Below are 12,200 nucleotides of genomic sequence, written 5' to 3' on the forward strand. Positions count from 1 at the left end.
CGCGCCCCATGTGGTTCACTCGCCTGTCCATTCGCAACCCGGTGCTGGCCACCATGATGATGATGGCCTTCATCGTGGTCGGGCTGTTCTCTTACCAGCGCCTGCCGGTCGACCAGTTCCCCGACATCACCTTCCCGGTGGTGGTGGTGCAGACCGAATACCCGGGCGCCGCGCCGGAATCGGTTGAATCCGACGTTACGCGCAAGGTCGAGGAGATCGTCAACACCATCTCCGGCATCGACGAGATCTTCTCGCACTCGTACCAGGGCACCTCGGTCGTGGTCATCAAGTTCGACCTCAGCGTCGATGTCGGCCAGGCCGCGCAGGACGTGCGCGACAAGATCGCGCTGATCCGGCCGCAGTTCCGCGACGAGGTCAAGGATCCGCGCGTGCTGCGCTACGATCCGTCCGACGCGCCGATCTTCTACCTGTCGGTATCCAATGCCCCGGGCGCCAACCGCAGCCAGCGCGAGCTGACCACTATCGCCGACCAGATCGTGCGCAAGCGGCTGGAGACGGTGCGCGGCGTGGGCGCGATCAATATCGTCGGCGGCACCAAGCGCGAGGTCGAGATCCGCATCCGTCCCGCGCAGCTGGAGGCGCTGGGCATCGGCGTCGACCAGGTGATGAACGCGATCCGCAACGAGAACCAGGAGCTGCCCGCGGGCGAGCTGCGGTCCTCGTCTACCGAAACCGTGGTGCAGATCAAGGGCCGCGTGCCCACGCCCGATGCCTTCCGCAAGATCATCGTGGCGCGTCGCGCCGGCCAGCCGGTCACGCTGGGCGAGATCGCCGACGTGCGCGACGGGCAGGAAGAGCAGGAAAGCCTGGCGCTGCTCGACGGCAAGCGCGCCCTCTTCCTGTCGGTGGTAAAGGCACAGGGCCAGAACACCGTCGATACCGTAGACGGCCTGGTGCGCATGACCGACGAGGTGCGCAGGCTGGTGCCCGCCGGCGTGCAGCTCAACGTCGTCAACGACACCGCGCGCGGCATCCGCAGCAGCGTGAAGGAGGTGCGGTCGACGTTGCTGGAGGGCGCGTTCCTGACGGTGGCGATCGTGTTCCTGTTCCTCGGCTCGTGGCGCAGCACGGTCATCACCGGCCTGACGCTGCCGATCGCGCTGATCGGCACCTTCGGCGTGATGTATATGTGCGGCTTCACGCTCAACGTGATCACGCTGATGGCGCTGTCGCTGTGCGTGGGCCTGCTGATCGACGATGCCATCGTGGTGCGCGAGAACATCGTGCGCCACAACCTGATGGGCAAGGACCATCGCAGCGCGGCGCTGGACGGCACCAACGAGATCGGGCTGGCGGTGCTGGCCACCACCTTTTCGATCGTGGCGGTGTTCCTGCCGGTGGGCTTCATGGGCGGGATCATCGGGCGCTTCTTCCACCAGTTCGGCATTACGGTGGTGGCGGCGGTGCTGATCTCGATGTTCGTATCGTTCACGCTGGACCCGATGCTGTCGTCGGTCTGGCACGACCCGGATCTTCACGGCACCGGCAACAAGAAGAGCTGGTACGGACGCACCATCGGCCGGATGCTCGACTGGTTCTCGGCACGGATGGATCGCCTCGGCAACGGCTATGCCGCGATGCTGGGCTGGGCGCTCAAGCACCGGCTTGCAACCGCGATCATCGCTGCGGTGACCTTCTTCGGCAGCTTTGCGCTGGTGCCGCTGATCGGCACGGAGTTCGTGCCCAATGCCGACCTGGGCGAAACGCAGGTCGGCTTCACCACGCCGGTCGGCACATCGATCGAAGTGACCGAGGCCAAGGTGCGGCAGGTGGAAGCCGCGCTGAAGTCCTTCCCGGAAGTCGCCTACACCTACGCCACCATCAACTCGGGCAATGCCTCGGGCCGCAACAACGCGCTGGTTTCGGTGCGCCTGATCGAGCGGCGCGCGCGCAAGCTTTCGACCGCGCAGCTCAACCCGCTGATCCGCGAGCGGCTGGCCGGCATCGCCGGCATCACGCTGACCATGGTCGGCATGCCCGACGGCGCCGGCGGCCAGAAAGCGATCCAGGTGTCCATCCAGGGCGACGACCTCAACGAGCTGCGCCGGCTGTCGCAGGAAGCCAGCAAGCGCATGCGGGCGATCCCCGGCCTGGCCGATCTGGACTCCAGCATGAAGGACGATCGCCCCACCATCGAGATCCGCATCCGCCGCGAGCTGGCCTCTGACCTGGGCGTGGGCGTGGCGCAGATCGGCAACGCGCTGCGGCCGCTGCTGGCCGGTGACGCCATCAGCTCCTGGCGCGCGCCCGATGACGAGAACTACGACGTGCGCGTGCGCCTGCCCAGGGACGCCCGCACCGGCATGGCCGACCTGAGCGCGCTGATGATCGCCAGCAGCCAGACCAACACCGACGGCTCGCCGAAGATGGTGCCGCTGCGCCAGATCGCCGAACTGGTGCCGACCACCGGTGCCAACCAAATCAGCCGGCGCGACCTGAACCGCGAGGTCGAACTGACCGCCAACGTGGCCGGGCGCTCCGCCGGCGAAGTGGCGCGCGACGTCAAGGCCACGCTGGACGGCATGAACTGGCCGGCGGGCTACAAGTACCGGTTTGGCGGCTCGACCAAGTCGATGAACGAATCCTTTGGCTACGCCGTGTCGGCGCTGGCGCTGGCGGTGATCTTCATCTACATGATCCTGGCCTCGCAGTTCGCCAGCTTCTTCCAGCCGATCGCGATCATGACCTCACTGCCGCTGACGCTGGTCGGCGTGTTCGCGGCGCTGCTGCTGTTCCGCTCGACGCTGAACATGTTTTCGATCATCGGTTTCATCATGCTGATGGGGCTGGTGACGAAGAATGCGATCCTGCTGGTTGACTTCGCCAACCAGGCCCGGCAGGGCCATGTCGATGGAACGGACGGCAGCGCCGGCCGCCAGCCGCTGTCACGCGAGGCTGCGCTGGTCGAAGCCGCCCGCGTGCGCCTGCGCCCGATCCTGATGACGACGCTGGCGATGATCTTCGGCATGGTGCCGCTGGCCTTCAGCCTCGGCGAAGGCGCCGAGCAGCGCGCGCCGATGGGGCAGACGGTGATCGGCGGGATCATTACCTCGTCGATCCTGACGCTGGTGGTCGTGCCTGTGATCTATACGTATCTTGATGATTTCGGCGCGTGGCTGCGCCGGCTGTGGCAAGGGAAAGCGGCCGTGCCCTCCCCGGCCGCGCCCGCCCGGCCGGCCGCAAAGGAATCGCCGCGGCCCACGGAAGCCAGCGCGGAATGAACCCGACGGCGCCCGCAAGGTTAAAATAGCAGGTTAGACAAGACTGTCCGGCCGTGGGCACCGCGCGGCCGGCGCACAGAACGACAGCGGTTGGCCTTGGTAAGGAATGGCAAGATGGATCTCGAAAAAGCCCGATTCAACATGATCGAACAGCAAATCCGCCCGTGGGACGTGCTGGACCAGGAAATCCTGGACCTGCTGGCGGTGGTCAAGCGGGAGCAGTTCGTCCCGGCCGCGTACGCCTCGCTGGCGTTCGTCGACATGGAGATTCCGCTGCCCGCCGGGCAGAACATGCTGCCGCCGCGGGTCGAAGCCCGCCTCCTGCAGGACCTGGCCGTGCGCAAGCATGAGAACGTGCTGGAAATCGGCGCCGGCTCCGGCTACATGGCCGCCCTGCTGGCCAACCGCGCGCGCCACGTGCTGACCGTGGACATCGTGCCCGAGCTGGTCGAGCTGGCCCGCACCAACCTGGCCAACGCCGGCGTCACCAACGTCGACGTCGCCGAAGGCAATGCCGCCGACGGCTGGGCCGCCGCGGCGCCGTACGATGTGATCTGCATCTCGGGCTCGCTGCCGGCCTTGCCGCAGTCGATCCTGTCGCAGGTCAAGGTGGGCGGCCGCATCGCCGCCATCGTGGGCGATCTGCCGGTGATGGAAGCGCGCCTCATCACACGCGTGTCCGAGACCGAGTACCAGGTCGTCAACCTGTTCGAGACCGCGGTCAAGCCCCTGCAGGGCGCGGCCCGTCCGTCGCAGTTCCAGTTCTGAGGACGGTTTCATCATGCAGGTAATCAAGCCGACCGAACTGGCCCAGTGGCTGGCCGATGCCAGCCGCGCCAAGCCGGTCCTGCTGGATGTGCGGGAAGGCTGGGAGGTGCAGACCTGCGCCATGCCCGGCATCACCCATATCCCGATGCGCGACATCCCGGCACGCGCTGCCGAACTGGACGAAGACGCCGACATCGTCTGCATTTGCCACCATGGCATGCGCAGCATGCAGGTGGCCGCGTTCCTGGAGCGCCAGGGCTACGCCAAGGTCTACAACCTGACCGGCGGTGTCGACGCCTGGGCCAGCGAGGTGGACCCGGCGATGCCGAAGTACTGAAGCGCGTTGCGGCCTGCCCGGTCAGGCCGGCCGCTCCCGCTCGCATCTCAAGCAGCATTCCGAAGAAGAAACGACCGTAGGCCGAGGCTTGCGCCCGGCATTCTGGAGGTGTCATGACGTTTGCGCCCAACGCCCAGTCCGGAGCGATCCGGACGCGCCTGGCGATCGCGGCTTCCCTGCTCGCCCCGCTGCTGCTTGCCGTGCTGCCCGCGGCACCGGCAGGCGCGGCCGACCTGCTGCAGGTCTATCGCGATGCGCAATCCAATGACGCGCAGTTTGCCAGCGCCCGCTCGCAGTTGCTTGCCACGCGCGAGAAGCTGCCGCAGGGCCGCGCCGGGCTGCTGCCGCAGGTCGTCGGCACCGCTGGCGCCAACCGCACCAAGCTCGACCAGACTGCCTCGCTGCCGATTGGCGGCTCGCCCAGCGCTTCGGGCACGCGTTTCTTCAACAACAACAACTGGCAGTTGCAACTGAGCCAGCCGCTGTTCCGCTGGGACCGCTGGGAAACCTACAAGCAGGGCGAGCTGGCCGCGATGGCGGGCGAAGTCACCTTTCACCAGGCCGAACTCGACCTGATCACGCGCAGCGCGCAAGCATATTTCGACGTGCTCGCCGCGCAGGACAACCTGTACCTGGCGCGCGCGCAGAAGAAGGCCATCGGCGAGCAGCTGGAACAGGCCAAGCGTAATTTCGAGGTCGGCACCGCCACTATCGTCGACTCCAATGACGCCCAGGCACGCTACGACCTGGCCACCTCGACCGAGATTGCCGCGCAGAGCGACCTTGAGATTAGGCGCGCCACCCTGCAGCAGATCACCGGCAAGCCTGTCGACGAACTGATGGGCCTGCGCTCCGAGGCACCCATTCCCGGCCCGCAGCCGCCCGACGTCAATGCCTGGGCCGCGCAGGCCGAGACCAGCAACCCGCAGGTCAACCTGGCCGGCTACAACCTGGAAACCGCGCAGCGCGAGACCAACAAGGCCAAGGCCGGGCACCTGCCGTCGGTCGACCTGGTGGCCTCGTATGGTTTCAACAACCAGACCGGCAGCGCAACGCAGGCAATCTCGACGCACTACAACGCTTCGCAGATCGGCGTGCAGCTGACCATGCCGATTTTCTCCGGGGGCCAGATCCAGTCGCGCGTGCGCGAGACCATCGCACTGGCGGACAAGGCCGCCAGCGACCTGGAATTCGCGCGCCGCACCGCCGCGCAGAGCGCGCGGCAGACTTACTCCGGCGTATCCAATGGCCTGGCGCAGGTCAAGGCGCTGGAAGCCGCTGAGCGTTCGGCACAGAGCGCGGTGGAATCGAACCAGCTGGGTTATGAGGTCGGCGTGCGCATCAATATCGATGTCCTGAACGCCGAGGCACAGCTGTTCTCCACGCGGCGCGACCTGGCCAAGGCACGCTATGACACCATCATGAACGGCTTGCGGCTGAAGGCTTCGACCGGTGTGCTGGAGGAAGGCGACGTGGTGCAGATCAATACGCTGCTGACGTCGGTGCCGGGGACGATGTACAAGCTGCCGGTGCCGGCGCAGGCTGGCGGCAGGGCGCCTGCAAAGGCGCCGGCCACCGCGGATCGCCGTGGTGCGCGGCGCGATGGCGGAACGCCGCGCTCCTGATCCCACTGACACGATGCAAACGGGCCGCAACAGCGGCCCGTTTTCTTTGTGCGGGGATGCCAGAGCGGCGTTTGCCCCTCTTGCCGCACCGCAAAAGCGCTGCTACTGCGCCCGCGTCCGCGACTCCACCTTCAGCAACTGCCACCGGATCGACGAAGCATCCGCCGGCGGGTTCGGCACCTGGTATTCGCGCACGCGCAGCTTGTACAAAACCCCCTGCTCGAAATCCAGCCCCTCGATCGGCCCGTACCAGAGCTGCCACGGCGCGTCCGGCGACTCGCGCCAGCGGTAGCACATCATCTTGCCGACGCCCGAACACTCCACGCGCTGCGAATCGATATAGACAACCTTCTCCACGCCGCCCGCCGCGGCGCTTGCGCCGCGCTTGCCCACGCCTTCGCGCTCGACAAACTGCAGGAGGTCGCCGCTGGCCGTCTTCCAGACAACCTGCCGCCCGGTGCTGCCCGCCGACGGCTGCGTGCCGACGGTGGTAAACGATGCCTGCATCGCCTTGAGCAGCGCCGACTCCAGTTCCATACGCGGCGGCGGGCAAGCCATGCGCGTGCCGGCCACGCGGTCGAAGCGCACGCCGGTGTCGGTCTTGCCGTAGCTGCCGGTAAAGCGGTTGCAGCCGCTGGTGCCGCTGACCGTGCCCTGCGCGGCGTCGATGCCATCGCTGAACTCGAAGATGATGGGCTGGCCGTTGTCACCATGCGGGATGTCGCGCAGCGTGCCGTCGGCTTGCTGCCAGCGCATCAGTTCCCAGCGACTGGGACCAGACGACTGCGTCTGGTTGAGGTTGGCACCGGCGCTGGGCAAGCCCGGGGCGGGTGCGGTGGCGCAGGCGGCAAGTGTGGCGGCGGCGGTGGCAAGCGCAATGGCCGCGCTGCGCAGGCCGATGTTCCGGCATGTGGCACGAAGGGATGTCTGCATTTAGGTAAGCTCCTGTGACTTGGGCGGGAACGCCGCTGGCAAGCGATTGACTATCACACAGCAGCGTCCGCGCTTCATGCTGGCTTAGAGCCTGGCTGATTCATGCAAGTTCAGCATTGCCGGCTGCACAATGCTGCCGTCTAGTGTAACGTGCGCCCCATGTCTCGCCGCGGCCGGATGCCGGCCACGGCCTTTCGTGCCTCGGAGCACCCTGGATCCGCTCAGATCGCCTTGCCCACCACCACGCATTCCTCGCCTTCCGGCCGCAACATCTGCTTCCTGACTGGCACGCTGAACGCCATGGCCGGCGCCGAACGCATGACGGCGACGCTTGCCAATGCGCTGGCCGCGCTCGGCCATAACGTGACCATTCTGAGCTTGTGGGACAAGGCCAGCCAGTTCGCGCTCGATCCGCGCATCCGGCATGAAGCGCTGTTTGCCCAGCGGCCTTCGTTCAAGCGTGCTTACCTGGCCACCGTGGCCGGCATCCGCCGCCATTGCCGCACGCACAAGACCGACGTGCTGGTGCAGGTCGACACCATGCTCGCCCTGTTCGTGCTTCCCGCCACCGCCGGCCTGGGCCTGCACCATATCGCCTGGGAGCATTGCCACTTCGACGAGGACCTCGGCAAGCCGGCGCGCAAGCTGGCGCGGCGGCTGGCGGCGCGCTTCTGCCGGCAGGTCGTGGTGCTGACGGAGCGGGACCGCCAGCGCTGGCGCGAAGCGCTGCAGCCGCGCAGCGACATTGTCTGCCTGCCAAACCCCCTGCCTTTCCCGATGCCCGCCGAGCCGGCGCCGCGCGAGCAGAAGACCGTCCTGGCCATGGGCCGGCTGGTTGCTGCCAAGGGGTTCGACATGCTGCTGCACGCCTGGCAGCAAGTCGCCGCGCAGGCGCCGGAATGGCAATTGCTGATTCACGGCGAGGGCGAGGAACGACCTGCCCTGTCCGCGCTAATCGCTGAGTTAGGCTTGCAGGATCGCGTCAGCATGCCGGGCATCTGCCACGATCCGGAGCAGGCGTACGGACGCGCATCCGTGTTCTGCCTGAGTTCGCGATACGAGGGCTTCGGGCTGGTGCTGATCGAAGCCATGGCATTTGGCCTGCCCATCGTCTCGACCGATTGCGAGACCGGCCCACGCGAGCTGCTTGCGCCCGGACAAGATGCACTGGTGGTCGCGACAGGCAGCGCGGACGCGATTGCGCAGGCCCTGCTGACCGTGATCCGCGAGCCGGCGACCGCCGCCCGGCTTGCCGGCGCCGGGCGCCGCAAGGCCGCCGGCTTTGCGCTCGAGCGCATCGCGCTGCAGTGGGATGCCTTGATCAAGGCGCCGGCGGCACCCTGACTGGCGGCTTAGTGTTCCAGCGCGGGCGCCAGTGCCGCCAGCGTGCGCACGGTAGCACCGCGATGCAGCCCGGCAAAGGTCTGCGCATGCGCCCTCATATCCGCCAGCCGCGCCCGGTCCGCCAGCACGCTGCCGGCGGTACGCACCAGTTCATCCGCATTGTCCACGCGCACGCACGCGCCCGCGGCAATGGCGTCTTCGGTCGCCTGCGCAAAGTTGAACGTGTGCGGGCCGATCAGCACCGGCGTGCCGACCGCGCAGGCCTCGATCAGGTTCTGCCCACCCAGCGGCAACAGGCTGCCGCCGATAAAGGCAAGGTCCGACGCGGCGAAGTACATCGCCATCTCGCCCATCGAATCGCCCAGCAGGATATCCGCGTCCACGGGCGCCGTTTCGCTATCGAGATCCAGCGCACTGCGCCGATCCACCGAGAACCCCGCGCGCGCCGCCATCGCCGCCACTTCATCGAAGCGCTGCGGATGGCGCGGGATCAGCAGCAGCACCGGACGCGGCACGTCGCCGGCCAGCGCCTGCCAGCGCGAGAAGGCGTCGAGCAGCAGCGGCTCCTCGCCTTCGCGGGTACTGGCGGCAGCAAGCACCTGGCGACCGCCAGCCCCCGCGAAGGCCTTGCGCAGTCGCTCGCCCAGCGCCATGCCTGCGGGTGGCGGCTGCATGTCGAACTTGAGGTTGCCCGTGATCTGCACCGCCGGCACGCCCAGCGCGCGAAAGCGCTCGGCATCGCCAGCGGTCTGCGCCAGCACGCCGGCAAAGTCCCGATACATGGCCGCCGCCGCGCGCCCGAAGCGCGCCGTGCGCCGGAAGCTGCGGGGCGACAGGCGCGCATTGACCAGGTACAGCGGCACACCCGCCTTGCGCGCGCCGCGCACCAGGTTCGGCCACACCTCGGTTTCCATCAGCATCCCCGCCTCAGGCCGGAAATACCGCAAGAACCGCCGCACCAGCCACGGCAGGTCGTACGGCAGGTAGCACTGCAGGATGCGCGGCTCGTTGCCGAACAATTGCGCTCCGGTCTGGCGACCGGTCGGCGTCATGTGCGTCAGCAGCAGGCGATGGTGCGGATAGGCGCCAAGCAATGACTCGATCAGCGGTTGCGCGGCACGGGTCTCGCCCACGGACACGGCGTGGACCCACAGCCATGGCCCCTGGTTCGGCAGGCTGCCATACGCGCCCAGCCGCTCGCCGACATGATGCAGGTAGCCGGGCTCCTTGCGCGCGCGCCATGCCAGCCGCAACAGCGCCAGCGGCAGCACCGCCACCCACAACAGGCTATAGACGAGGCGCAGCATCAGGCAGCCACTCCTCGCACGCGGCGGGCGGCCTCGTAGACTTCATCGACCGACGGCACCACGCCGTCGTCGCCGACGTTGGCGATGCGGTCGGACCAATAGCCTTCGGTTTTCCAGCGCCACGTGGCGGTATAGATTTCCACCGTCGGCCGGCACAGCGCCGCCGCGATATGGACCAAACCCGTATCGACGCCGATCACCACTTCGGCCCGGTTGATCAGGCCAAATCCCTGCATCACCGAGAACTTCGGCAGCACGCGGGCCTGCAGCACGCCCGCGGCAATCTCCTCGGCGGCCTGGCGCTCCTTGTCGTTGCCCCACGGCAGCAGCATCGTCAACCCTTCAGCGGCAAGGTGGTTGCCCAGCGCGTGCCAGTTCTGCACCGCCCATTTCTTGCGCGCCCCCGCTGTCGCGTGGAAGCAGACGGCATAGCGCGCCGGCAGGTCGGCCCACAACGGATCGTCGACATGCAGCACCTGCGCCGCCTGCCCAAAAAACCTTGGCGGCTCCGCCGGGGCGCTCCCGGTCAGCGCCGCGCCCAGCAGGCGCGAGCGCTGCACTGAATGGGTCTGGCGCGGCACGCGCACCGCGTCCGTGTACAACAGGCGCGCCGCCGGCTCATAACCCGAGCCCTGCGTCGCATTGCCCAGGCCGATGATCGGCGCTCCGGGCGCGCGCGTCGCTACGCGCGCCACCACCGCGGTCTTTAGCAATCCCTGGCTTTCGATCACGGCGTCGTAGCGCTCCTGGCGCAAGGCGTCGCGCACGGCGCCCATTTCCTGCCAGGTCGCGCCCTGCAGGATGCGCTTGCGCCAGCGCCGCAACGCGAACGGGATCACGCGCCGCACCTCGGGCAACAGGCGCACCAGATCCACGTAGCCCTCTTCCACCACCCAGTCGATCTCGGCACCGGGCCAGCGCGCGCGCAGGTCGTGCACCAACGGCATGTTGTGCACCACATCGCCGAGCGAAGACACCTTGACCAGCAGGATGCGCGGCCGCTCTGGCAGCGTGAACGGCACCGCGGCCGGCATGGGCTGCGCCACGCCGGCCGCGCCGACTGCATCGGGCGAAGCTGGCGGTGCCGGCGGCACCGCCGTGCGCTCAGAACGGGAGTTGAGCATCCGGTTTCTCGGCCAGGATCACACGCTTGAACTCGGCCTGGATGCGCGCCAGCGCGGCGTCGTTGTCCGCCTCGAAGCGCATCACCACCACCGGCGTGGTGTTCGACGGACGTGCCAGGCCGAAGCCATCGGCATATTCCACGCGCACGCCATCAATCTTGTTGACCTCGCGCGCGCCCTCGAACTTCGCGTTCGCCTTGATCTTGTCAAGCAGCGTAAAGGGCTCGCCTTCCGCGCACTTGAGCTGCAGTTCCGGCGTGTTGTTGGCGTTCGGCAGCGCGTTCAGCACCGCGCTCGGGTCGGCATGGCGCGACAGGATCTCCAGCAGGCGGGCGCCGGTGTACAGGCCATCGTCAAAGCCATACCAGCGATCCTTGAAGAACACGTGGCCGCTCATCTCGCCAGCGATCGGCGCGCCGGTTTCCTTCAGCTTCGCCTTGACCAGCGAATGGCCGGTCTTCCACATCAGCGGCTCGCCGCCGTGCTCGCGGATCCACGGGGCCAGCTTGCCGGTGCACTTCACGTCGTAGATCACCTGCGCACCCGGATTGCGCGACAGGATTTCCTCGGCAAACAGCATCAGCTGGCGGTCCGGGAAGATCACCTGTCCGTCCTTGGTCACCACGCCCAGGCGGTCGCCGTCGCCGTCGAAGGCCAGCCCCAGTTCGCAGTCGGTCTCGCGCAGGGCCTTCATCAGGTCCTGCAGGTTCTCGATATGCGCCGGATCGGGGTGGTGGTTCGGGAAGTTGCCGTCGACGTCGCAGAACAGCTCGATTACCTCGCAGCCCAGGCCCCGGAACAGGTCGCCGACGAAGGCGCCGGCCACGCCGTTGCCGGCATCGAGGGCGATTTTCATCGGGCGGACGAGCTTGACGTCGCTGGTGATGCGGTCGAGATACTTCTGGCGCACATCGACCTGCTTGTAAGTGCCGTTGCCGCTGGTGAACTCGGCGGCTTCGATGCGTTGGCGCAGGGCCTGGATCTGCTCGCCGTAGATAGCCTGGCCGGCGAGGACCATCTTGAAGCCGTTGTAGTCGGGCGGGTTGTGGCTGCCGGTGACCATGATGCCCGAGGTAGCACGGACGCCATCGAGCTCGACATTGGTACCGAAGTAGACCATCGGGGTGGCGACCATGCCGAGGTCGATTACGTCCAGGCCGGCTGCGCGCAGGCCCTCTACCAGGCCACCCAGCAGGTCAGGGCCGGAAAGGCGCCCATCGCGGCCGACCACGATGGACTTCTCACCCAGCTCCACAGCCGCAGAGCCGAACGACAGTCCGATCTGGCGTGCGACCTCGCGGGTGAGCGTTTTGCCCACGATGCCGCGGATGTCATAGGCTTTGAAGATGGAGGGATCGATTTGCATGTGGCTTCCTGTCAGTCTTGTCGGGCACGCCGCACACCGCAAGGGCGCGCCGGCGATACCGGATAGGGCTCTTGGAAAGAACCAAAGGGGGGTATTTTGCCGGATTGCGCGACTGGCGGGCGGTATAATCGCCGGAATATACCGGACAAGCGCA

The 12,200-nt window shown here is 67.4% G+C and carries 9 protein-coding genes; 5 read left to right on the forward strand and 4 right to left on the reverse strand.

The genetic code is table 11. The annotated features are described in order from the left end of the window. Positions 1-8: 8 nt before the first annotated feature. The 4 genes from CTP10_RS12680 to CTP10_RS12695 all read left to right on the forward strand — a co-directional run bounded on the left by CTP10_RS12680 (position 9) and on the right by CTP10_RS12695 (position 5,972). Positions 9-3,242, forward strand: a complete 3,234-nt coding sequence (locus CTP10_RS12680) for an efflux RND transporter permease subunit (protein WP_116317888.1) — start codon at positions 9-11, stop codon at positions 3,240-3,242. 114 nt (positions 3,243-3,356) lie between these two features. Next, positions 3,357-4,010: a protein-L-isoaspartate O-methyltransferase family protein gene (locus CTP10_RS12685; protein WP_116317889.1), complete on the forward strand. Its 654-nt coding sequence runs from the start codon at positions 3,357-3,359 to the stop codon at positions 4,008-4,010. A gap of 13 nt (positions 4,011-4,023) precedes the next feature. Then, positions 4,024-4,347: a rhodanese-like domain-containing protein gene (locus CTP10_RS12690; RefSeq protein WP_116317890.1), complete on the forward strand. Its 324-nt coding sequence runs from the start codon at positions 4,024-4,026 to the stop codon at positions 4,345-4,347. Between the two features lie 113 nt (positions 4,348-4,460). Further along, positions 4,461-5,972 carry a TolC family outer membrane protein gene (locus tag CTP10_RS12695; RefSeq protein WP_116317891.1) on the forward strand — a complete coding sequence of 504 codons (1,512 nt, stop codon included), beginning with the start codon at positions 4,461-4,463 and terminating at the stop codon, positions 5,970-5,972. 102 nt (positions 5,973-6,074) lie between these two features. On the opposite strand, the gene CTP10_RS12700 is transcribed toward CTP10_RS12695, so the two are convergent. Next, positions 6,075-6,905 (reverse strand): META and DUF4377 domain-containing protein, encoded by an 831-nt coding sequence (locus CTP10_RS12700; protein ID WP_116317892.1) that lies wholly within the window; start codon positions 6,903-6,905, stop codon positions 6,075-6,077. A 300-nt stretch (positions 6,906-7,205) separates the two neighbouring features. Between CTP10_RS12700 and CTP10_RS12705 the strand changes: the two genes are divergently transcribed. Then, positions 7,206-8,249 carry a glycosyltransferase family 4 protein gene (locus CTP10_RS12705; RefSeq protein ID WP_116317893.1) on the forward strand — a complete coding sequence of 348 codons (1,044 nt, stop codon included), beginning with the start codon at positions 7,206-7,208 and terminating at the stop codon, positions 8,247-8,249. 8 nt (positions 8,250-8,257) lie between these two features. Here CTP10_RS12705 and waaA read toward each other — a convergent pair whose 3' ends face one another. Genes waaA through CTP10_RS12720 form a run of 3 tightly spaced genes read right to left on the reverse strand, consistent with a single transcriptional unit; the run spans position 8,258 to position 12,046 of the window. Beyond that, complete coding sequence (waaA, locus tag CTP10_RS12710; protein WP_116317894.1) at positions 8,258-9,556, reverse strand: lipid IV(A) 3-deoxy-D-manno-octulosonic acid transferase; 1,299 nt, start codon at positions 9,554-9,556, stop codon at positions 8,258-8,260. Beyond that, a complete protein-coding gene (waaC, locus tag CTP10_RS12715; RefSeq protein ID WP_116317895.1) occupies positions 9,556-10,680 on the reverse strand; it encodes a lipopolysaccharide heptosyltransferase I in 1,125 nt (374 codons plus the stop codon). The genes waaA and waaC overlap by 1 nt, the downstream gene beginning before the upstream one ends. Further along, the gene (locus CTP10_RS12720; RefSeq protein ID WP_116317896.1) at positions 10,661-12,046 is read right to left on the reverse strand and encodes a phosphomannomutase/phosphoglucomutase; all 1,386 of its coding nucleotides are present in this window, start codon (positions 12,044-12,046) and stop codon (positions 10,661-10,663) included. The genes waaC and CTP10_RS12720 overlap by 20 nt, the downstream gene beginning before the upstream one ends. Between the last annotated feature and the right edge of the window lie 154 nt (positions 12,047-12,200).

Origin of the sequence: Cupriavidus sp. P-10 (genome assembly GCF_003402535.2) — a bacterium.
Taxonomy (GTDB): Bacteria; Pseudomonadota; Gammaproteobacteria; order Burkholderiales; family Burkholderiaceae; genus Cupriavidus.